General features: G+C 67.8%; 25 protein-coding genes. 15 read left to right on the top strand and 10 right to left on the bottom strand.

Annotated features, from left to right (window positions below; translation table 11 throughout):
- Positions 1-106 precede the first annotated feature (106 nt).
- Complete coding sequence (locus ACIRRA_RS04325; RefSeq protein WP_402762902.1) at positions 107-1324, top strand: Ig-like domain-containing protein; 1218 nt, start codon at positions 107-109, stop codon at positions 1322-1324.
- Here ACIRRA_RS04325 and ACIRRA_RS04320 read toward each other — a convergent pair.
- Positions 1297-2592, bottom strand: a complete 1296-nt coding sequence (locus tag ACIRRA_RS04320; protein WP_402762899.1) for a lipopolysaccharide biosynthesis protein — start codon at positions 2590-2592, stop codon at positions 1297-1299. The genes ACIRRA_RS04325 and ACIRRA_RS04320 overlap by 28 nt on opposite strands.
- Before the next feature lie 250 nt (positions 2593-2842).
- Here ACIRRA_RS04320 and ACIRRA_RS04315 point away from each other — a divergent pair, with 250 nt between their 5' ends.
- Together ACIRRA_RS04315 and ACIRRA_RS04310 are read left to right on the top strand one after the other, a co-directional pair.
- Positions 2843-3166 (top strand): putative quinol monooxygenase, encoded by a 324-nt coding sequence (locus ACIRRA_RS04315; protein WP_402762896.1) that lies wholly within the window; start codon positions 2843-2845, stop codon positions 3164-3166.
- A 285-nt stretch (positions 3167-3451) separates the two neighbouring features.
- Positions 3452-4465, top strand: coding sequence for an NADP-dependent oxidoreductase (locus tag ACIRRA_RS04310; protein WP_402762893.1), 1014 nt, complete (start codon positions 3452-3454; stop codon positions 4463-4465).
- Between the two features lie 72 nt (positions 4466-4537).
- Here the strand turns inward: ACIRRA_RS04310 and ACIRRA_RS04305 are convergent, their stop codons facing one another.
- Positions 4538-5194 (bottom strand): hypothetical protein, encoded by a 657-nt coding sequence (locus ACIRRA_RS04305; RefSeq protein ID WP_356998322.1) that lies wholly within the window; start codon positions 5192-5194, stop codon positions 4538-4540.
- Positions 5195-5265: 71 nt separating this feature from the next.
- Positions 5266-5925 (bottom strand): hypothetical protein, encoded by a 660-nt coding sequence (locus ACIRRA_RS04300; protein ID WP_402762890.1) that lies wholly within the window; start codon positions 5923-5925, stop codon positions 5266-5268.
- A 142-nt stretch (positions 5926-6067) separates the two neighbouring features.
- On the opposite strand from ACIRRA_RS04300, the gene ACIRRA_RS04295 reads away from it, so the two are divergent.
- From ACIRRA_RS04295 to ACIRRA_RS04260, 8 genes are all read left to right on the top strand, one after another.
- Positions 6068-6490, top strand: a complete 423-nt coding sequence (locus ACIRRA_RS04295) for a hypothetical protein (protein WP_402762888.1) — start codon at positions 6068-6070, stop codon at positions 6488-6490.
- Between the two features lie 603 nt (positions 6491-7093).
- Positions 7094-8017 (top strand): hypothetical protein, encoded by a 924-nt coding sequence (locus ACIRRA_RS04290; RefSeq protein ID WP_402762886.1) that lies wholly within the window; start codon positions 7094-7096, stop codon positions 8015-8017.
- A 154-nt stretch (positions 8018-8171) separates the two neighbouring features.
- On the top strand, positions 8172-8624 hold the full coding sequence (locus ACIRRA_RS04285; protein ID WP_402762883.1) for a chromate transporter: 453 nt from the start codon (positions 8172-8174) through the stop codon (positions 8622-8624).
- A 245-nt stretch (positions 8625-8869) separates the two neighbouring features.
- Complete coding sequence (locus ACIRRA_RS04280; protein ID WP_402762881.1) at positions 8870-9202, top strand: DUF732 domain-containing protein; 333 nt, start codon at positions 8870-8872, stop codon at positions 9200-9202.
- 172 nt (positions 9203-9374) lie between these two features.
- Entirely contained in the window at positions 9375-9593 is a 219-nt protein-coding gene (locus tag ACIRRA_RS04275; protein ID WP_402762879.1) for a hypothetical protein, read from the top strand.
- Positions 9594-9692: 99 nt separating this feature from the next.
- Positions 9693-10295: a dihydrofolate reductase family protein gene (locus ACIRRA_RS04270; protein ID WP_402762876.1), complete on the top strand. Its 603-nt coding sequence runs from the start codon at positions 9693-9695 to the stop codon at positions 10293-10295.
- Positions 10292-10633 (top strand): YciI family protein, encoded by a 342-nt coding sequence (locus tag ACIRRA_RS04265; protein WP_402762873.1) that lies wholly within the window; start codon positions 10292-10294, stop codon positions 10631-10633. Before ACIRRA_RS04270 ends, ACIRRA_RS04265 begins: the two co-directional genes overlap by 4 nt.
- Position 10634: 1 nt before the next feature.
- Positions 10635-11855, top strand: a complete 1221-nt coding sequence (locus ACIRRA_RS04260) for an RNA polymerase sigma factor (protein ID WP_402762870.1) — start codon at positions 10635-10637, stop codon at positions 11853-11855.
- Positions 11856-12013: 158 nt separating this feature from the next.
- Here the strand turns inward: ACIRRA_RS04260 and ACIRRA_RS04255 are convergent, their stop codons facing one another.
- Positions 12014-12742, bottom strand: a complete 729-nt coding sequence (locus ACIRRA_RS04255; protein WP_402762868.1) for an enoyl-CoA hydratase/isomerase family protein — start codon at positions 12740-12742, stop codon at positions 12014-12016.
- Between the two features lie 756 nt (positions 12743-13498).
- Here ACIRRA_RS04255 and ACIRRA_RS04250 point away from each other — a divergent pair.
- Both ACIRRA_RS04250 and ACIRRA_RS04245 read left to right on the top strand, forming a co-directional pair.
- On the top strand, positions 13499-13882 hold the full coding sequence (locus ACIRRA_RS04250; RefSeq protein WP_402762865.1) for a hypothetical protein: 384 nt from the start codon (positions 13499-13501) through the stop codon (positions 13880-13882).
- 95 nt (positions 13883-13977) lie between these two features.
- The gene (locus ACIRRA_RS04245; RefSeq protein WP_402762863.1) at positions 13978-14313 is read left to right on the top strand and encodes a hypothetical protein; all 336 of its coding nucleotides are present in this window, start codon (positions 13978-13980) and stop codon (positions 14311-14313) included.
- Between the two features lie 182 nt (positions 14314-14495).
- On the opposite strand, the gene ACIRRA_RS04240 is transcribed toward ACIRRA_RS04245, so the two are convergent.
- The gene (locus ACIRRA_RS04240; protein ID WP_402763687.1) at positions 14496-15971 is read right to left on the bottom strand and encodes an MFS transporter; all 1476 of its coding nucleotides are present in this window, start codon (positions 15969-15971) and stop codon (positions 14496-14498) included.
- A 220-nt stretch (positions 15972-16191) separates the two neighbouring features.
- Between ACIRRA_RS04240 and ACIRRA_RS04235 the strand changes: the two genes are divergently transcribed.
- On the top strand, positions 16192-16698 hold the full coding sequence (locus ACIRRA_RS04235; RefSeq protein WP_402762860.1) for a TetR/AcrR family transcriptional regulator: 507 nt from the start codon (positions 16192-16194) through the stop codon (positions 16696-16698).
- Between the two features lie 381 nt (positions 16699-17079).
- Entirely contained in the window at positions 17080-17403 is a 324-nt protein-coding gene (locus tag ACIRRA_RS04230) for an antibiotic biosynthesis monooxygenase family protein (protein ID WP_402762858.1), read from the top strand.
- Here the strand turns inward: ACIRRA_RS04230 and ACIRRA_RS04225 are convergent.
- From ACIRRA_RS04225 to ACIRRA_RS04205, 5 genes are read right to left on the bottom strand one after another with little or no spacing between them, the layout of a single operon-like run.
- Positions 17378-18679, bottom strand: a complete 1302-nt coding sequence (locus ACIRRA_RS04225) for a VWA domain-containing protein (protein WP_402762855.1) — start codon at positions 18677-18679, stop codon at positions 17378-17380. The genes ACIRRA_RS04230 and ACIRRA_RS04225 overlap by 26 nt on opposite strands.
- Positions 18676-19326 carry an SRPBCC family protein gene (locus tag ACIRRA_RS04220; protein ID WP_402762853.1) on the bottom strand — a complete coding sequence of 217 codons (651 nt, stop codon included), beginning with the start codon at positions 19324-19326 and terminating at the stop codon, positions 18676-18678. The genes ACIRRA_RS04225 and ACIRRA_RS04220 overlap by 4 nt, the downstream gene beginning before the upstream one ends.
- A 13-nt stretch (positions 19327-19339) precedes the next feature.
- Positions 19340-20227 (bottom strand): AAA family ATPase, encoded by an 888-nt coding sequence (locus ACIRRA_RS04215; RefSeq protein WP_402762850.1) that lies wholly within the window; start codon positions 20225-20227, stop codon positions 19340-19342.
- Positions 20224-20817 carry an NTP transferase domain-containing protein gene (locus ACIRRA_RS04210; protein ID WP_402762848.1) on the bottom strand — a complete coding sequence of 198 codons (594 nt, stop codon included), beginning with the start codon at positions 20815-20817 and terminating at the stop codon, positions 20224-20226. Before ACIRRA_RS04210 ends, ACIRRA_RS04215 begins: the two co-directional genes overlap by 4 nt.
- Entirely contained in the window at positions 20814-21707 is an 894-nt protein-coding gene (locus ACIRRA_RS04205) for an XdhC family protein (protein WP_402762845.1), read from the bottom strand. Before ACIRRA_RS04205 ends, ACIRRA_RS04210 begins: the two co-directional genes overlap by 4 nt.
- Between the last annotated feature and the right edge of the window lie 11 nt (positions 21708-21718).

Below are 21718 nucleotides of genomic sequence, written 5' to 3'. Positions count from 1 at the left end.
CATGACCTGGCGATGGAAGATCGAAAACGGAGGGTAATCTACTACGCTGGGCAGTAACAAGATGCTGTGCAGCAGTGCGGCGCACGGCGATTACAGGAGGGAAGCCATGCCACCCCGCCGTTTTCGGACGAATGCCGCAGCGAGCGCATTGATTGCGTTGGTGCTGGTGCTGACGGCGTGCTCGTCCAATCTCCCGAGCGGGAATGTGGGTCCGCGCACTCCGGTCGCGCAGTCCATCACCATCACCCCGGCGCAGGGCTCGGACAAGGTGGATCCGTCGGCGCCGGTGAAGGTGAGCACCTCCAGCGGCGTGCTGACCGATGTGTCGCTCACCAATGAGGACGGCAAGGTCATCGAGGGCACCTACACGCCGGACAAGACGGCATGGAAGCCGAACGATCAGCTGGGCTACAGCCGCACGTACACGCTGAAGGCCTCCGGCATGGATGTGACCGGTCCAACCGGTCCGGTCACCTCCAGCTTCACGACCATCGCGCCGAAGAACCAGACCAAGGTGTATCTGAACACCACGGGCGGGCAGGCGATCGTCGACGGCAACAGCTACGGCGTGGGCATGGTCATCGTCGCGCACTTCGACGAGGACATCCCCGACCGGGCCGCGGCGCAGAAGCGTCTGGTCGTCACCACCGATCCGCCGGTCGACGGCGCCTGGTACTGGATGGACAACCGAAATGCGCACTGGCGGCCCAAGGAGTACTGGAAGACCGGCACCAAGGTGAGCGTGGCGGCCAACCTCTACGGCGTCGAGGTCGGCAACGGCCTGTTCGGCCAGGAGGATTCCAAGGCCAACTTCGTCATCGGCCCGTCGCACGTGTCGATCGCCGACGACAACACCCATCAGGTGCAGGTGTTCGAGAACGGTCAGCTGATCCGCACCATGCCCACTTCCATGGGCCGCGGCGGCAGCGAGACCATCGCCGGCAAGACGTTCACGTTCTGGACCATGCCGGGCACCTACACGGTCATGGACAAGGCCAACCCGGTCATCATGGACTCGTCCTCCTACGGCCTGCCGATCAATTCGCGGCTCGGGTACAAGGAGTCCATCAACTGGGCCACCCGCATCAGCACGGACGGCATCTATCTGCACGAACTGGCGTCCACGGTGTGGGCGCAAGGCAATACCGACACCTCACACGGCTGCCTCAACCTCAATGCCGAGAACGCGCAGTGGTTCTTCAACTTCGCGCAACCCGGCGACGTGGTGGAGGTGCACAATACCGGCGGGGCGCCGCTCGAGGTGTGGCAGAACGGCGACTGGACGCTCAGCTGGGATCAGTGGGTGGCCGGTAGCGCCGGCTGAACCCGCTCGCGCGCGGCCAGCTGACCGGTCCGCGCGAGATACCAGGCGGCGACACAGAATTCGGCGGCCACCGTGCCCCACACCAGCGTCCACACCGAGTGGGTGCGCAGGGTGAGGAGCAGCGCGGTGGCCGCTACCGCTGTCCCGACCACCGCGCCGATCATGATGCCGATGGTGTCCTGACGCACCGGCAGGACGGCGGTGGTAACGAACGAGGTGGTGGCGGTGGCGACCAGGATGCAGACCTCCACGCGCAGCATCGGCACCACGGCACGGAAATCGTCGTCGTAGATGAGCTGCACCGCGAACGGGGCGGTTACCCAGATCCCCGCCACCGCGACGGCCGCCACGATCACGCACACGGCCAGGGCGCGCATCTCGTGCCGCCAGAAACTCGGATCGGTGCGCTCCCGAGCCATGCGGGGCAGCAGTGCCAGCCCGATCGGATCGAGCAGCGACTGCGCCGCGCGCACGAGTTTGTCACTCGCCGAATACAACCCGAGCGACGCGGCGTCCAGCACCGAGGAGTAGACGGTGGCGGTGCCCTGCCCGTAACTGGTCACCAGCAGCCGTGACGCGAGCACGGGTGCACCGGTGCGCAGGATCATCACGACCTTGGTGGGGCGTCCCGGGCGGCCGAACCGGGTGTGGGCGTCCCGCCAGGTCAGCACCACGGTGACCACCGACGACAGCAGCAGGCACAGCAGCACCACCTCGGCGTGCGGCAGCCGCGGCAGCACCGCGACCAGCAGCACGAGGTACACCACACGCCCGGCGATCTGATAGGTCATCGAGGCCCCGAATCTGGCCTGCCCCACCAGCAGCCAGTCCTCGGACATGGACAGGAACCCGCCCACGAACAGCCCCAGCAGGATCATGCGCAGGTGCGGGCCGACGCCGAGGGCGAGCCCGGCCGTGAGCGCCACCGCAATGATGCTCAGCCCCGCGCCCCGCACCGCGAGATAGCTCCCCCGCAGCTCGTCGAGGCCCTCATCGTTCAGCAGCGCGGCCAGAAACGTATTGATGCCGAGGTCCACCAGCAGCGAGCCCAGAAAATACGCCGACATCCCGATGGCCAGCAGCCCGACCCCACTCACCCCGAGCGTCCGCGCGGTCAACGGCACGGTCACCGCGGTCACCAGGAACTGCCCGTACTTCCCGAGACTGACGAACCCGATGTCCCGCAACACCGACAGCAGCCCATCCTCGGCCACCTTCGCCCGCACCCGCCCGATCAGCGCCGTCCCCACCAGTCGCCGTCCCGCCATAGCGGTCCTCTTTCTCCCCGACCGCGCACTCCGGCCCGACCTCGAAATTCTCCTGCCCCCTCCCCACCCCCGCCACCCCAAACCCCCGACTCACCGCAAAACGTAACCCCCCATTCAAATCAACCGCCCAGCCACCCGACCTGATTCACCACGGCCGCGGCCGTCGAGTGCCGCACACCCAACCACCAACCTGCGCAACGTGTTTCAACGTACGCTCGACCACGCACCGCCCAACCGAAAGGGTGACCCGATGTCCGACGACACCATGTTCAGCGTCTACGGCCGAATGACCGCCCTCCCCGGCCGCCGTGACGACCTGATCACCTTGCTCCTGAACGGATTCCGCGCCGGCGGCCCCACCAGTGGCCTACTCACCTACACCATCAACACAGCCCCCGACGACCCCGACACCATCTGGCTCACCCAACTGTGGATCAACAAGCCCGCCCACGACGCAACCACCCGCTCCGAACCGGTAGCCGCCATCACCCGCCAACTCCCTCCACTCCTGGCCCGACAACCCGAAGGCTTCTACGGCAACACCATTCACGCCGACGGCCATACCCCCGAGTGACGAGAATTCCCGCCACCCTGGGAATCCCCTGCATCCCATCACCGCCACCGAGATCAAGAGAGGAAACCCGGACAAATGGACTGAATGCGCATCACGGTCACCACCATCGCGGGCACGCCGCTCACCGCCTCGGTTCCTGCGGCCGCGGCCTGGTGCCGGAGTAGGCGACCGTCCGCCGTCACATCATGACCAGTTTCGATACCTGGCGCGCGGAGCAGACCTGATGCCGGTCCACAATGTCCAGAATGAAATGAAGGGGTTGCCCATCGAAAGGTCGTTCCGACGATGAAATCCATCCGTATAGTCCTGGCCTCCCGCCCGATCGGTATGCCACAGCCGGAGAATTTCCGCACCGAGACGGTCGAACTGGGCCCGCCGCAGCCGGGCGAGGCGCTGCTGCAGACGCGGTATCTGTCGCTGGACCCGTACATGCGCGGCCGCATGAGCGACGCGCCCTCCTACGCCGCTCCGGTCGGGATCGACGAGACCATGTGCGGCGCGACCGTGTCCCGCGTCGTCGAATCCACCGATTCCGCACTGCGGCCCGGCGATATCGTGCTGGGCTGGGGCGGCTGGCAGACGCACTCGGTCGAGAATGTTCGGGCCCTGCAGCAGCTGGACCCGAATGCCGCGCCGCTCACCACCGCCCTGGGCGTGCTGGGAATGCCGGGCCTGACCGCGTACTCCGGTCTGCTCACCATCGGGCAGCCGAAGCCGGGCGAGACCGTGGTGGTCGCCGCCGCCACCGGACCAGTCGGTTCGACCGTTGGCCAGATCGCGAAGATCAAGGGCGCGCGAGCCGTCGGCATCGCGGGCGGCCCGGAGAAGGTCGCCCTGCTGCGTGAGCGCTTCGGCTTCGACGCCGCCGTCGACCACCGCGCCCCCGACTTCGCCGAGCAGCTGGCCGCCGCCACCCCGGACGGCATCGACGTCTACTTCGAGAATGTCGGCGGCGCGGTCTTCGACGCCGTCCTGCCCCGGCTCAATCAGTTCGCCCGAATTCCGGTGTGCGGCTTGATCGCCAACTACAACGACACCGACCTGCCGCCGGGCCCCGACCGGCTGCCGCTGCTCATGTCGAGCGTCCTGCGCCGGAGCCTGACCGTGCGCGGCTTCATCGTGTCCGAGTTCGCGGGCCAGGCCGCTGAGTTCTATCCCGCGGCGGCGCAATGGATCGCGGAGGGCAAGCTCGTCTACCTCGAGGATGTGGTCGACGGCCTCGACCATGCCGTCGCCGCCTTCCAGGGCCTGCTCACCGGTAAGAATCTCGGCAAGCTGGTCCTCAAGGTCTCCGACTGACCGGGTCTCCGACCCGACCCCGGACCTCCGGGACTCCCGCGCAGGCGGGCGGGAGTCCCGGAAGCCGTTCTCCTACTTCATGACCGCGATGTACGGTCGCAATCCCAGGGCGATGTCCACGCAGACGCCCAGCAGCACGTCCCGCTCCACCGGGTCGAGCGGGTGCTTGAACCAGAGCCGGGTGCCCAGGATCGGTACGGGTAGCGGCTGCCCGGCCCGATCCCACCAGAAGGACTCGTTGTAGAGATCGTTCGCGATGCGGCGCAGGGTCCAACCGCCGACCGTGCGCACCACGTCGAGGCGGCCGGCCTCCTGCCCCATGCGGTCGAGCACCACGATGCGGAAGAGCTCCGGGGTCCGGGCCTCCTCCGGATCGGGTACGAAGTGGAAAAGCGTTCCCGCCGTGGATCCCACGGCGGTCGAGGTGTCGGCGCGATGAACGGTGGCGAGCGAGGTCCCGTCGCCCCGGCTGAGCACGGTGGGCGCGGAGTGCTTGGACTCCACCCAGACCACCGACCCGTCGGCGTAGGTGATGCGATGCCTGCCGGTGCCGCCGTTCTTGAAGCCGAACAGTATGGCGGCCTTGGCCGCGAGGCCATTGCCCGCGCCCTGCACCCCGGTGGCCAGAGGTTCTCCTGGGCCGGCACTGAAGGTGATCTTCAGCGCGTTGCTCACCTTGTGCACGACCCGGCCCTCGATCATCGTCGAGGGGTCCTGCGGCGCTGACATCGTTCGATCGTAGGCCCGCGGGTTCGAGTCCAGCGGTGGTTTCGGCCCGGCACGCCGGACGCGACGCGCCCCTAGCTATTGGGGAAGCCGACCTTCGCCAGCGCGGTGGTCCAGTCGGTGGCGATCGCCACCTGGGCGTCGACCAGCGCCACCTTGCCATTGCAGACCAGCGTGTGCAGCTTGGTCTCCACGCCGTCCTTGGGATTGTTCGGCCCGGCGCCGGCTTGGTGGCCCGGTGACGGCGGTTCGACCCAGATATTGCGCGGATCGTTGGGGTCGCCACCCAGCTCCAGCGAGATCAGATGGTCGTACTCGGCATCGCGGGGATCGCCGGTGTAGTCGTAGGACTTGATATTGGCGGCCTTTTCCGGATTCGTGATCGACGTGTTGGGCCGAATCGAGGCGGTATAGCCCGACTTACAGATGGTGTCGGCCAGATTCGCCGCTGTCACTTTGGGATTCGTCGCGCCCGGGGTGCAGTTCGGGTCGGGTAGCGGCTGGCCGTCGGAGGTCTTGCGGTAGTGGCAGCTGCCGGGCGCGGGCTGCGCCGCCACCGTGTACGTGCCCTGAGGGCCCGGGCCGACCGGAATGGCGCCCTCCTTCTCCTTGGGCGCGGGCTGCGGAACCGCTTGTGCCGGTGCGTTGGCCGGATGGGTGGCTTCCTCCTTCGAGCAAGCGACCGTCAAACTCAGGACCAGCAGGGCCATCGCAAGCCCTTTGTGCACCTTCATAACTTCCCCTGCTCGAGCCGGATAGCCGCCTAATTGTGCGCTATCCCTTGGCGATCGGCCACTCGCCACGACGACACACCGAGCAGAAGGCGGAAGGCGGTTACCCGCCGGGCAATACATACCGACCGGTTATGCTGCAGCAATGACAGCAGATCTGTCGCACTCCTCCGCGGCAATCCAACCGGTCGGCTCCAATGGCATTCGGGCCCGCGCCCTCGCCCTGGCCGCGCTGCTGCTCGGCTCGGGCGCCCTGCACTTCCTCGCGCCCAAGCCCTACGACGCCCTGATCCCGCCTCAGCTCCCGGGCAAACCCCGCACCTACACCCAGGTTTCGGGCATGGCCGAGGTGGTCTCCGGCGCACTGCTGGTGGTCCCCCGCACCCGCGGTCTGGGCGCGCGCCTGGCCGTGCTGATCTTCCTCGCCGTCTTCCCCGGGAATCTGCAGATGGCGGCCGACTGGCTGCGCAGCGATCGCCCCCTGGCGCTGAAAATCGGCGCGCTGCTGCGCCTCCCGCTCCAGATTCCGCTGATCGCGACCGCCCGCAAGGTTTACCGCGGCGTGTGACAGGGTCGCGAACCCACTCGAGCGGACCGCTGCCGCCCGGCACGAAAACGGCCGGGCGGCAGGGGCGCCGGCACAGGCTCCGGTGAGACGGTTCATCACAGTGCCGCCCTCGGGCCCGGTGGAGAAGTCCTTGCCGATCCAGATCAGCGGTGCCCAGGACCGCATCCGGTGCGGCGCGGCGACCCGGCCGTCCGTCGCGCCGACCGGCACGTCGCCACGCGGGGCGTCCCGATGGATCGCGTCCAGCTGTTCGGTCGAACATCTGAACCGGAGCGAATCCACAGTTGCTGATGTGTTGTCGGAGAACAGGACACATCCGTTGCCATGGTCCGCATCAGCGTGGGCGAGGACCGGGGCGATCATGACCAGCACCCCGAAAGCGAAGGCGGCGAGCCTCTTTACGAGGACTTTTCGAACAATCTCATGACTGGTACCCCTTTCCGTTGCCACCGGGATGAATCCAGACCCGGAAATGATTTTCGTTCGCGGTGAAATAGCTGGTCGGCATCGCCTCCGAACCGAGATCTGTTCGCGCCGTAGTTAACAGGAAATTGACAGCTTTCGGCTGGAAATGTCTCGAGGTTCGTGTCGATGTAATTGACTATGACCTCGATTCAGGCCCCTTCACCGCACGCACGGTGGTTCTGGATCGCGGCCGGCAGTTTCGTCGCCGTGATCTCCCTGGCAGCCCTCAGCGCTCCCACCGCGTTCGCCACGTCTCACGATCAGGCCGGTGTCGGCCAGATACCCGAGACCACGGCACCCAGCACGACTGTGATTGCTCCGCACCCCATTTCGGTGACAGCCATCGCTCAGCAGATGCAGACCGCCATCCAGGCGTCCTCGCCCGGGACCAGCGTCGGCATCGACGTGGTGGACACCACCACCGGGGCGGCCATCGCCAGCCTCAATGCCGACGAGCAGTTCTATACCGCCTCGGTGGTCAAGCTGCTCATCGCGCTGGACGCTCTGAAAACCCAGAATTGGCAACCGGATCCGGACACCACGCGCCAACTCACCCAGATGCTCTCCACCAGTGATGACGACATCGCCGACGTGATGTGGGACAACGGCGGCAACAACGCCATCATCGATCGCATGGTCGCCACCATCGGACTGACCGCGACCACCGCGCCCGAAGACACCGCTCAGTGGGGCGAAACCCTCACCACGCCACGGGATGTCGTCTCCGTCTTCCACTACATCACCACCGCGATCCCGGCCCCGGCCCGGGACCTGATCGTCGGCGCGCTGCACAACGCCTCCCAGACCGCGGCCGACGGCACCGACCAGTACTTCGGCATCCCCGATGCCCTCACCGGTGCGAACTGGGCGGTCAAACAGGGCTGGATGGATCTGAACTCCTCGACCACCCTGGACACCACCGGCCTGGTCTCCCCCTCCCCCGATCAGCCTTACCGCTACACCGTGGTGGTGTTGTCCACCCAGCCCGCGGGCACCAGTTGGTCGGTGGCGGGCGCGGCCCTCACCGCCGGAGTGACCCTGCTGCACGCCACTCTGAAGTGAGCCCGCCGCCGTACCGAGCTGCTTCCCGGACCGGCCTCGACCCAGCTGGCGATCTACACCGCTGGCGGCTGCGCGGCACCCGCGGGGCGCTCGTCGGCGGATGCTGTTTCATCGCACCGGGTTTGGCACTGATCCTGGTCCTGGCCGCCCGCTCATGCAGGCCGATGCGGTCTACCGCTACGGCTGGACGACCGGAGCGCAATTCCTCAATGCCGTTGCGCTCGGCCAGATCACGCCGCGCCCGGTGGTGCAGACGGTGGCGGTGGTCGGGTATGCGGCCGCGGGCGTGCCGGGCGGATTGCCGGCCGCCGCGGTCGCCTTCGCGCCGTCGTTCGCCTTCGTGCTGGCCGGCGGCAAGTACTTCGACCGGCTGCGGGCCGACCAGCGCGTGCAGGCGTTCTTCACCGGTGCCGGACCGGCCGTCATCGGAGCGATCGCGGGCTCCGCGTTCCCGCTCGCCCTTGCACTGCACCACCTCTGGCAGTTCGCGGTGCTCGCGGCTGCCGCGGCGTGGCTGCTGGCGGCGCGCCGCGGTGTGGTGAGCGCCCTGCTGGGCGCGGGCGCGCTCGGGGTGGCCGCGGCGCCGGCGGGCTGGCCGATCGGCTGACACGCGTGCTCCGGCGCGGGTGCCGCTGGGCACAGCAGCCGTGGTTCCCGCCCAGTTACGAGGTCTATCACGCGGTTACCGGCGTGCAACCGTGGACGCGCCAGGAGTACGAGCAGGCCTCCGCCGAGCTCGGCCGGACCGGGCGGCGGCGGGCTCGAGGATCACACCATGCTGGTGACGAGCATCCTGGAACGCGACCGACCGGGGTACGCTCGCCGGGTTCGTTCGATGTTGAAGGAGAGTTCGTGGGTAAGAAGAGCCGTCTCGCTTCGGGTTTCGGAGTGGTGGCTGCAGGGGTCGCGTTGCTGGGGGCGGCCACGGGGGTGGCCGGAGCGGAGCGCGCACTGACCGCGCCGGAGCAGGCGTTCGTGAGCTATCTGCAGGGGCGCGGTGAGCTCCTGACCGATCAGGATCAGCAGCTCGCGGCCATCGATGTCGGCAAGGCCGATTGCGCGGCGATCGCTTCGGGCATGACCAAGGAGCAGCTGTCCGAACAGCTTCCGGGTGGGGCGGCCGAGAAGGAGGAGGCCGTGCTGTTCCTCGACGCGGCCACCGCGCCGGGGAGCCTGTGCGGCTGAGCTGAGCCGATGACGTGGCGAGTCTGCGGGCGCTGCCGGCAACGGCCGCGCCCGCAGGTTTTCTCGGGCCCGGACGCGTCTAACTGATTGCGTAAGTTGTGAATTGCGTACCTTGCGGATTCTTCAGCAAACCACCTCACGCCGGTCCCGCGCGGGCGAAGCGTCACGGCACGTGGTGCGGGCCAAGCTGCGCACCATCGAGCAGCTCGGGCTCACTGAGGAGATCGACGACGTGCTCATCACCCTCAACAGTCGGTACCACCTGGTGCGGCCACTGCGCGGGCGGCGCTCGCGGGGGCTGTTCCTGCATGTCACGCTGGACCGGACCCGGGGCAATCCGGCACTCGCCCGGCATCGGCTCCGCGACATCGAGGAGCACCTCGAGGTCTGAGCCGTCGGAAACTTTCCGCGGCGGTGTCGTGATCGCGGCAGCCCGTTCGTGTAGAGGATGAACCCGGCAACCTGGCCGGGTCGCAGCCAAGGAGCGAACATGGGCAGGATCACCGCGGTCGTCAACCTCACCCTCGACGGCGTCATGCAGGCGCCGGGCCGGGCCGACGAGGACACCCGGAACGGATTCACCGGCGGCGGCTGGGCGCACCGGTACGCGGACCCGATCCAGGGCCGCGTCATGGGCGCGCACATGGCCGCGCACAGCGACGGCGGCCTGTTGTTCGGCCGCCGCACCTACGAGGACTTCTTCGGAGTCTGGACGCATCGGACGGACAATCCGTTCACCGAGGTGCTGAACAAGGCGGAGAAGTTCGTCTGCTCCCGCACCCTCGCCGAACCGTTGCCGTGGCAGAACTCGACCCTGCTGCCCGGCGACGGGGTCGCGGCCGTGCGCGCGCTGGGCGCCGGGCGGCCGGACCTGGATCTGGTGGTCCTCGGCAGCGGCGAGTTGCTGCGCTCCCTCATGCGCGCGGGCATGATCGACGAGTATCTGCTCTCGATCCACCCGTTGACGGTCGGTCCCGGCGCGCGCCTGTTCGACGGCGTCGACGTGGGCCCACTGCGGCTGACCGACAGCGTCACCACGACGACCGGTGTCCTCATGGCCACCTATCGTCCCGCCGGAGAGGAGTCCCGTTGACCGAGTACCTGCTCAGCATCTACCAGCCCGACGACACCGCGCCGCCGGACAATCTCGACGAGATCATGAGCGAGCTGGCGACACTCGACGCCGAGATGCGGGAGTCCGGGGCGTGGGTCTTCGCGGCCGGGCTGCACGCGCCGAGTACCGCCACCGTGCTGCGCGCGCAGGGCTCGGAAGTGCTCGTCACCGACGGGCCGTTTGCCGAAAGCAAGGAGCACATAGGCGGTTTCACCGTCATCCGCGCCGCCGACCTGGACGAGGCGCTGGACTGGGGTCGCCGCATGGCGCGCGTCATCGGGCTGCCGATCGAGGTCCGGCCCATCCAGGACGGCTGACATGCCTTCCGGCACAGTCGATGTCGCGGCGATCTTCGCCGAGCACTACGGCCGCGCGGTCGCCTCCCTCATTCGCGTCTTCGGCGATGTCGATATCGCCGAAGACGCGGTGCAGGATGCCTTCGCCACCGCCGTGCAGCGCTGGCCGCAGGACGGGCTGCCGCCGAGTCCGCCCGGCTGGATCATCACCACGGCCCGCAACCGCGCGGTGGACCGGCTGCGCCGCGAGGCCGCCCGCGCGGACAAGTACGCCCAGGCCGCGCTGCTGCGGGCAGTCGGCGAACCGATCGAGGAGGGCGCGGTGCGCGACGACCGGCTGCGCTTGATATTCACCTGCTGTCATCCCGCACTGTCCCGCCAGGCACAGGTGGCGCTGACCCTCCGCCTGCTGGGCGGGCTGTCCACAGCGGAGGTCGCCCGGGCCTTCCTGGTGCCGGAAACGACCATGGCGCAACGCCTCACCCGTGCCAAGGGCAAGATTCGCGATGCCCGGATCCCGTATCGGGTGCCGTCCGACGCCGACCTGCCCGACCGGCTCGACGCCGTGCTCGCGGTCGTCTATCTGATCTACGCCGAGGGTCACACCGCCACCGCCGGCGAGCGCCTGACCCGCGCCGACCTGTGCGCCGAGGCCATCCGCCTGGCCCGGGTGCTCGCCGAGCTCATGCCCGACGAACCCGAGGTCCGCGGCCTGCTCGCGCTGCTGCTGCTCAGCGAATCACGCAGTGCCGCACGCACCTCCGGGACGGGTGAGCTGGTGCCCCTCCCGGCGCAGGATCGAAGTCTCTGGGACACAGCGCTGATCGCCGAGGGCCACGCCCTGGTACGGGAATGCCTGCGGCGCAACCAGCCCGGCCCGTATCAGATCCAGGCCGCGATCAACGCCGTGCACACCGACGCCCGCACCGACGCCGGCACCGACTGGCCGCAGATCCTCCAGCTCTACGACCAGCTCCTCGCCTTCACCCCGAGCCCGGTGGTGCGGCTCAACCGCGCGGTGGCCGTCGCCGAGGTCGCCGGACCCGAAGCCGCACTGGCCGAACTGGACCAGTTGGACCTCGCCGACCAGCACCTTTTCCATGCCGTCCGCGCCGATCTCCTGCGCCGCCTCGGCCGGAACTCCGAAGCCGCACAGGCATACCGCGCCGCAATCGCGAACGCCCGCAACACCACCGAACGCGAGTTCCTCATCGCCCGCGCCGAGGCGGCGTGCCGGGCCTGACCCGATGGACCCGCACTGACCCGCACTGACCCGCACTGACCCGCACTGACCCGCACTGACCGACGGTCCCAGCCCGACCCGACACACCCGGTCCGACACGATGCACCGAGTCCGCCCGGCGACCCAACCCCGACCGGGTGCTACTCGCCGCGTCGCGCTCAGCGCTTGTTCAGTCGCTCCGCCGAGTCGTCCGGCAACCCGAACTGCATGTCCGTCTCCGCCTTCAGCGCCTCGGCACGTCCGAGTTCCCGCGAATTCGCATAGAGCGACTTGTAGATTCGATTCGAACCGGCCGAGTTTGCGCTGATCTGCGCGGCCAGGTGCGCCACGAATTCGTCCAGCCCCTCGTCGGGCACCGCGTGGTTCACCAGGCCCATGTCCGCGGCCTCGACGCCACTGAACCGCCGGGCGGTGAAGCTGAGTTCCTTGGCCCGGGCCGTGCCCACCCGCTCCGGCAGCCGCACCGACATGCCCCACAGCGGGACCAGGCCCCACCGACTGTGCGTGTCTCCGAATTGCGCGCTCTCCCCCGCGACCAGCAGGTCGCAGGCCAGGGCCAATTCGAGCCCACCGGTGAAGCAGTGCCCGCGGATCTTGCCGATCACCGGCGCCGGAAACGCCTCGAGCCGGGCAATGGTCTCCGCCTCGTGGTAGCGGGACGCCAGCGCGTCGCCTGCGGCCAGCGCCTCCAGATCGTGTCCGGCACAGAAGGATCGGCCCGCGCCGGTCAGGATCACGCACCGGACGTCCGCGCCGGCCAGCGCGTCCAGATGCGCCGCCAGCTCCTCGAACGAGGCCGCCGTCAGCGCGTTCAACTTCTCGGGACGGTTCAGGGTCAGGGTGGCGACGCCATCCTCGACCGTCCGGAGCACGAGCTCAGCACTCATGAGAATTGCCTTCCCTCAACCGGATCCGGCCGGCGGCACGCACGCCTCGGCCGGATCCCGATTCGACTGCCTCAGGCCTGCTTCAGGCTGCGGCCGATGACCTCCTTCATGATCTCGGGTGGGTTCGCGGACTCCTCATCGGGGGCGGCTGGAGGCCAGGTTGGGCGCCGTCGCCTTCACCGCCGTCGCCGTTCTCCTGGGCGCGCTGATACCGACCGCCCGAGCCGCCCAGGACATCGGCATCCTGCTGTGTTTTCCGATGCAGATGTTGTGCGGAGCCGGGCCGCCAGCGGCTGCCGGGTGCGCCGGGATGCGGTGCGCCGATGTGCCCGTCCGCGGGCATGAGCGAGCAGCACCGCGATGCCGGTCGCGATATCCGCCGCGATCTCATCGATGTCAGGGGTGGTGTGGTGGTCGCCGGTGCTCCAGCTCCGATGGCCGCCTCGTCCCACCCGGTGTCGGCGGCCTCGAGATGGCGATACCACGAGTCGTCCGGCCTTCCGATGTGCGACTTGTGGCCCTTCTGCCGACCTTTGCGGCGCGTAGAAACTGGGCCCATCCACGAACGGAGGTGGTCATGACAGCGGTCGAGACCGCGGCACCACGGTTACAGCGCGACGACGCGCGACGGACGGGATGCCGTCCGGACTCCGCGAGTTCACTGGGCAGCTGACGGCCGACCCGCTCGTTTCGTCCATGGCCGGCGAGCAATTCGAGCCGGCCTTTCCGTAGCACCCACCGTCTTCGGAGGAATCGATGAGCAATCCAACCAATCTCAGCCCATCCGATCGGAAACTCGCTGCCCGGCGCGCCCTCGACGATCTGGGGCACGATCGCGACGACCATGCGCTGGTGCGTGTGCGCTGCGGTCGAAGCCACCATGTCGCAACGGTTTTCGACACTGCCGCAGGCGCGGTATACGAGTCGCTGATCGGACCCCACGCGCACGGACGCCGCGACTACATCGACGAGGCGCATCGCACCGACCGGCACCGCATCCACTACGTCGACCTGCTCGACGGCGACCGCAACACCGACGACACGCTCCCGGCCCACTGCGAATGCGGTGGTTACGAACTCTCACGCATCCAACTACGCCACGCCATCGACACGCACCAGCGCACAATCCAGCTCGACTGACCGGGAGTATCCGCCGCGACGATGACCAAGGACTCTTCACCCCTGAGCGCGCCGGCGGTTGACTCGAATCATCGAGCCTCCCGAGAAGGTGCGCCATGGCCGATTACTCCTTGAACATCCATGCGGGAAACAATCAGAAAAGCACGGCCGGAACCCCGTTCGCCCACCCCTGTGTCGTCCGGGTCATCGACCCCGCCGGCGTCGGCCTCGACGGCGTCGCCGTGCGCTTCACCCTGCGCGGATCGGCCGCGGCGGTGTTCCCGTCACCACCCAGTCCCGACGGCATCAGCTGGCACACCGTCACCGGCTCGACCGGCATCGCCGCCGCGATTCCCATCACCCCGTCCTTCGAAGGAACCGTCGAGGTTCACGTCACCGCGGAAATGATCCCCGCACCGAGCGCCATCGATTTCACACTCATCGCCACCTGAGCCAACCGCGATCCGGGCCATGTGAGCAGAACAGCTTCATGAAGGTCCTCAGCAATTCGTTCGACGACAATCACTGCCGATCGGGGGTGGCTTTTGCATGCCGAACTGCACAAACCCCTGTTCCGACGAGTTCACTCGGATCCGTGAATGCCTGGCCGCAGCGCGGTTCTCGAAATGTGGAGCTAGTGCTGGCCGGCCAGGTCGGCCTGGGTCTTCTCATCCGCTGCCGGAGACGGCGCGGCGCCGACCGTCTCGGTCGAGGTAAAGAACGCCGCGGTGACGGCACAGACCGCCAGCAGGATCACCGTGAGGTACAGCGAGTCGGTCAGGGCCGAGGCGTAGGACGCTTTGCCGAGGTCGGGGAGGTGGCCGGTTTCGCCGGACGAGGCGGGCAGCGAATGCGCCGCCATACGCGCGGTGAGGAGCGCGCCGATGCCCGCACTACCGAGCACCGAGCCGACCTGGCGGGTGGTGTTGTAGATACCCGAGGCCGCCCCCATCTGCTGCAGCGGCAGGCTCCGCAACGCCGTCGCCGGGAGCGGCGCCCAAATGCAGGAGCTGCCGATACCGCAGAGCACCGACATCACGCACATCAGCGGGATGGACCCGTGCGGGGTGGCGAGGCTGATGAACCACAACACCGCCAGAGTGAACAGGGCGAAGCCGAATGTCAGCAGATAGCGCGGCGCCACCTTGTCCGAGAGCTTGCCGACCATCGGCGACAGAATGGCGGAAACGACTGCCATCGGGGCGAATACCAGCGCCGCCTTCGTCGGGGACAGGTCGCGCACCGCCTGCAGGTAGAAGTACGACGGCACCATCTGGGCCGTCATCGCCGCGCCCAGTGCACCGGTCGCCACATTGCCGAGGGAGAAATTGCGATTCCGGAACAGGCCCAGCGGCACCAGCGGTTCGATCTTCGTGCGGCCCTGGTACATCAGGAAGAGCGCGAGGACGACGAGACCGCCGAAGATCAAGCCCCACACCCAGCCCGCCCAGTGGTAACCGTTGCCCTCTTGGATGCCGAACACCAAGGCCGACATTCCGATCGCGACGACGATCACTCCGGGGATGTCGAAGCGGTGATCGTTCGTCGGCAGCGTCGGAACCAGCCACGCGCCCAAGACGAATGCGAGCAAGCCGATCGGCACGTTGACATAGAAGATCCACTGCCAGCCGCCGGTGTCGATGAGCGCACCGCCCAAGATCGGGCCGATAAGCGTCGCGATGCCCGCGACTCCGCCCCATACGCCCATCGCCGCGCCGCGCTTGTCCCAGGGGAAGATTCGGCCGATCACCGCCATCGTCTGCGGCGCCATCGACGCGGCGCCGAGACCTTGAACTGCTCGTGCGGCGATCAGCGAGCCGACGCTGCCCGCCAAGCCACACCACAGCGACGCCAGCGTGAAGACCGCAAGTCCCCCTAGATACAGGTATTTCGGCCCGAAGCGGTCGCCGAGGCGGCCGGTGATGAGCAGCGGCACCGCGAAGGTGAGCAGGTAGGCACTGGTCACCCAGATCACCTTGGACATGTCGGTGTGCAGGCCGTTCATGATCGCCGGGTTCGCCACCGCGACGATGGTCATGTCCAACAGGATCGTGAAGTAGCCCACGCACAGCGCGGCCAGTGCCCCCCAGGGGCTGCGTTCAGTTGTCATGTCCCCGCCCTCGATTTCTATGTTGATCGACACAGAAATAGGTAGCAACGCTCCGGAAGCCGCGTCAAGAGATATCTTTAATGGACGACACAGAATTCGTGGGACCACGGAAGGCAGGTGGAGGATGGGAGAGCGTGGTCGTCCTCGCGGCTTCGACCGCGACGCCGTGCTGAGGCAGGCGATGGTTGCGTTCTGGAGCAACGGGTATGAGGGGACGTCGATGACGGACCTCACGGCCGCAATGGGTATCGCCTCGCCCAGTATCTATGCCTGCTTCGGCTCCAAGGAACAACTCTTCCGTGCGGCTGTCGAGCTTTACGACTCGATCGTGGGCAATCCGGCACGCCTCGCGCTCGACCACGCACCCGTCGCCCGCGAGGCGGTACACGAGTTGCTGTCCGCGAGCGCCGATTTCTTCGCCGATCCCGCGACTCCGCCCGGATGCATGGTCACCCTGGCCGCCCGGACCGCGATAGATCAAGACGCCCAGGCATTCCTCGCCGACCACCGTCGCGGCATGCAAGCCGCGATCGCGGCCCGGCTGCGCCGCGCGGTCGACGAGGGCGACCTTCCCGTCGAGGCAACCGTCGACACCATGGCCGCGTTCTACACCACTGTCCACCAGGGCATGTCGATACAGGCCCGCGACGGCGCCACCCGCGCCGACTTGGAGGCAATCGTCACCGCCGCCATGTCCGCATGGGAACCATTGGCAGGCCTACACTGACGCTTCCTTCGCCGAGGAACACTCCGCCCCGGGCACCGGCAGTGCACTCGGCAATCGAACCCCCGAACAGCAAGCGCCCCTGTGGATTACGGTCGGGTAGATCACGAACAGTGGGCCGAACCAGGATTCGCGGGTCGTCGACATTCCGGCTCGGTCGGAGGCGCGATATCTCGATGGCTCGGTTATGCTGGCGATGTCGGAAAGGACCTGGGTCGGCATCGGTAAGCCCGGCCCCCTCCGCGAGAGGCTCCGTGTCGCCACATCAGTGGTGACCCCGCGGCAAGCAATCGGCGAGACGCCGAGGGCTTGACGTGGCTGCCTGCCGGAGGTCTTGTCGGTCTCTCGATTGTCCTCGCCTCGTATCGAGTTCGAGGAGCACACATGCCCATCATCCGCGTCGACGGAACCGTCACCCAGATCAACGTGTTCACCGTCGATCCTGGTCGGCAGCAACCGCTGATCGACTATCTGGCCCGCGCCGCACAGGTCGCCAGCGAGGTTCCCGGCTGGATCTCGGCCAGCCTGCACCGGAGTCTCGACGGCACCAGGGTCGTCAATTACGCCCAGAGCGAGGACATCGACGCCGCCCGGCGCGTCATCGAGCATCTGACGAACGAGGGATTGATCCAGGGCAACAAGGCCTTCGGCAACGCCGACCCAGGTCTGTACCAGGTGAAGTTCACCCTCGACCACGATCGCCGTTAGCCGTCCCGGCTGAGCCCGGTTCAGGCACACGATCACCAAATGTGTGCCTGAACCAACTTTCCGGCGGACTTGACGGCTCCGAGACGATCGTCGATGCCAGGGCTTGCATGAACGCGTGTATGCCCGCCAGCGTGTGCGCCGGCATCATGACGTCGCAGTACGGCAGCGCCGCCGCCATCGCACCGGTGGTCGGCTGGAATCGGGAGTCGCCGGCACGGGGATTGAGCCAGATGACGCGCCAAGCCCGGCGTCGGATCCGGGCCATCGCGCGGGCGAGGACATCGGGCGTGTCGCTGTCCCAGCCGTCCGATGCGATGACGACGACAGCGCCGCGCACCGCGTTGCCGGACGGAGTTGCGAGCAACGTACCGAGGCACCGGCCGATATGCGTGCCGCCGTAGCGGTCGACCACCTTGTCGTTGGCCCGGGCCACCGCGACATCCGGGGAACGGTGGGCCAGCACCGAGGTCAGCCTGGTCAGTGCGGTGGAGAAGGCGAACACCTCGGGGCGAACGGGCGAACGGCGCTGCATCGCTGCCCGCATCAGATGCAGGTAGATCGTCGAATACGGCTGCATCGAGCGGCTGACGTCACAGATCATGACGATTCGACGCGGGCGGCGGCGGGGACGGGTGCGGACCAGCACCGCCGACTCCCAGCCGGTGCGGCGGGAGTCGTTCATCGTCGCCCGGAAGTCGATCCGCTTGCCGTGCGGATGGTTTGCGTAGCGCCTGCTCCGGCGCTGCGGCCACAGCGTCGACGCCTGCTCCAGCCAGGCGCCGACCGTCCGCAGGTCGTCCGGATCGAAGCGGGCGAACGGTTCCTGTTCCCGTGCCGCGAACCGGCTCGGCAGCACGTCCGGCAGCGCCACGCCCCGGTCGGTCGATCGGTCGGCACCGGTCGCTGATTGCAGTGTCGCCCAAGGGACTTCACCGCCTTGCCGGGACTGCCCCCGACCGCCCGTGCCCGGCACCGACGCGCGTTCGGTCGGCAGTCCGTGCACTCGGCTCGGCGGGTCCACACCCAGTACCGCGTCGGCGAACACCGTCGCGAAGACCGCGTCGAAGGCGGCCAGATCCTGCATGCGATCAACGAGCGTGAGTCGTGCGGCCCAATAGAGTTCGGTGCGCGAGCGCGGCGCCATGCTCCGCAGAGCCTGTACGAAGAGCGCGGGCCCGCTCGGCGCCACCGCGACGCCACCACGCCGTAGCCGCGCGACCACCGCGACGGCGAATGCCGCCAGATCGACGCCGCGCAGCAGTACCGCTCGCGTCATCGCTTCCCGCGCATCTGCCTGCGTACCAGGATGATTCCGAGCACGGCCGCGAGCACGAACACGATCGCGGGCGCGTACTTCTTGATCATCGCGGGCCCGACCAGCTCGACGAGATCGAGCGGCGCCGGCTCGGTTCGCGCGACCGGTTGCGGCCGTGCCGCTCGGCTATCCGGCCCGGCCGTCGCTGCTGCGGCGGCCGAATCGCCCGCTGCGAGTTTCTCTTCCAGAGATGCGACGAATTGACCGATCATCTTCTCCGACACCTGCTGCAACATCCCGCTGCCGAACTGGGCGAGCTTGCCGACGATCTTGAGGTCGGTGTCCACGGTGACGCGGGTCTTGTCGCCGTCCTCGCACAGTTGCGTGGTGATGGTCGCCGCCGCGTTTCCGGATCCCCGTGAATCCCGTCCGCTGCCGTTGATGACGGCGCGATGGTCGTGTTCGTCGCGCTCGACGAAATTCGCCTTCCCGGTGAATTCACTGGTCACCGGGCCGACTTTGACCTTCAGTTTGCCGAGGAAGTCCTCGCCCTCCCAGCCGACCATCTGTGCCCCGGGCATGAGCGGAACCACCTGTTCGAGATCGGTCAGCACCGCCCATGCCTGCTCGACGGGTGCGTGGACGGTGAACTCATTGGCGATCTTCATCGGAGTATCCCTCTCATCCGGTAGCCAGGCTTCGGGTGTATTCGACGAATGCCTCGTGGACGGTCGTGCGGTCGTCGGGTGTTTTCGCCAGCGCGCTGAGCGCGGCGACCGCCTCCGGCGCGGTGAGATCGGCGACGTCGAGCATCACCAACGCCGCGATCCAGTCGATGGTCTCGGCGACGCCGGGCGGCTTGTCGAGATCGAGATCGCGGGCGCGGCCGACGAATTGGGTGGCATGCTCGATCAGCGCGTCGGTTGCCCCGGGCACGGTGCGTCGCACGATCGCCACCGCGCGGGCCGGTTCCGGGTAGTCGATCCAGTGGTAGAGGCAGCGCCGCCGCAGCGCGTCGTGCAGGTCGCGACTGCGGTTCGAGGTCAGCACCGCGAGCGGCGGGTGTTCGGTGACGAAGGTCCCGAGTTCGGGAACGGTCACCGTGGCCTCACCGAGGAATTCGAGCAGCAGCGCTTCGAATTCGTCGTCGGCACGGTCGATTTCGTCGATCAACAGCACCGGGGGCGTCGGGCCGCGATATCGCACACAGCGCAGGATCGGGCGGTCGACCAGATATGCCTCGGTGAACAGGTCGGCTTCGGTGAGGTCGGCGCCGCGCGCCTCGGCGAGCCGGATGCTGAGCAGCTGACGCTGGTAGTTCCAGTCGTACAGCGCTTCGCTCACGGTGAGACCCTCGTAGCACTGCAGGCGGATCAGCGGTGCGCCCAGCACAGTGGCCAGGGTCTTCGCCGCCGTCGTCTTGCCCACTCCCGGTTCGCCTTCCAGCAACAGTGGCCGACCCAACGTGGTGGCCAGATAGAAGGCGGCGGCGGTTCCGGTATCGAGCAGGTAGTCGTCGGCGTCGAATCGCCGCACCACGTCCTCGATATCGTCGAACGGGGACATCATGGCGAGGTCGCGGCGCGCAGGCGCTCGTAGTCGTCCCAGGTGTCCACGTCCAAGGGCACCGCTGCGTCGACGTCGAGTTGCGACACCGGGACGCGGCCCGACTCGATGATCTTCCACACGGCCTTGTCGCCGTGCAATCGGGCCAACTCGCCGAATATGCTGCGACTCAGCCAAAATGGATGCCCGATACCGTCGTGGTAGCGGCAGACCGTGATCGCGGCGGACGTTCCCTCGGCGATCAGCCGCTCGACGGTCGCCGCCGACAGACCCGGTTGATCACCGAGCATCAGCACGATTCCGGCGGCCCGGGGATGCACCGAGTTCAGGGCCGAACGCAACGACGAAGAACAGCCCGAACCGAAGTCTTCGGCCAGGACAACCTCCACCCCGGTGAGATCGACCTGCTGGATCACCGCCGCCGCCGCGCCGCCGAGCGTGACGATGATCCGATCGAACGCGCAGGACCGCACCACGTCGAGGGTGGCGCCGAGCACCGTCGTATTCCGGTACGGCAGTAGCTGTTTCGCCGTGCCGAGACGCCGTGAGGTGCCCGCGGCGAGCACCACTCCGGTGACGACCCCGTTCGTCATGAGCCTGTCCTCGTCGCTGCGAAGGAGGTGCGGCAGCCGGAGCTGCAGAACCAGTGGTCGATACCGTCGATAGTGAGATGCGGCGTGTCCGGCCCGACGGTCACGGTCATGCCGCACACCGGATCGAGCACCTCGATCGCGACATTCGCCGTGCGGGGCGCGACGGCCAGACCACCTTTGCGGATCGCCTGGATCACTTCCGCGACTATCGAGACCGCTATCTCCGCGGACGTCCTGGCGCCGATCGGCAAACCCACCGGGGTGCGTACGCGAGCCCGCTCGGCGTCGGTCAATTCGAGTTCGTCGAGGATCGACGCGCCCCGAATCGTGCTGGCCACCAACCCGATGTACCCCACACCCGCGTCGAGCGCGACGCGGATCATCTCGGCCTCCGGGCCACCGTGGCTGGCGATCACCACCACCGTCGTATCGGCCAGCGAATCCAGCGAGCCGGCTTCGGCAGCACTGCGCCGCACCCCGAAACCCACCAGTTCGCACACGTCGGCCAAGGCATCCGCGATGGGTGTCGCGCCACAGATGCGCACCAGCGGCGCCGGGATCTGCGGCTCCAGGAAGATCTCCAGCGCTCCGCCGGACAGACAGGGATTCACCACCACCGCCGCCCCGGGCGCTTCGGGAAAATGCAGATCGCCGTCGGGCAGTACGCGCAGCAGTACACTCTCGTGCGACTGCAGGGCACCCAGCGCCGCCTTGCGGACCGAGTTCTGGGCGCACTGGCCGCCGACGAATCCTTCGATCGTCCCGTCCTGCAACAGGATCGCCTCGTCCCCGGCGTGCGCCGAGGTCGGCTGCTGGGCGCGCACGACGGTCGCGTGCACGAACGGGGTCCGGGTGCGGACCAGCTCCTGTGCACGCTCGTTCATCTTCATCGGTGATCCCA

Source organism: Nocardia sp. NPDC101769 (genome assembly GCF_044766925.1).
Classification (GTDB): Bacteria; Actinomycetota; Actinomycetes; order Mycobacteriales; family Mycobacteriaceae; genus Nocardia.
The sequence above is the reverse complement of the archived record's forward strand: the minus strand, read 5'-3'. Positions and strand labels throughout refer to the sequence as shown.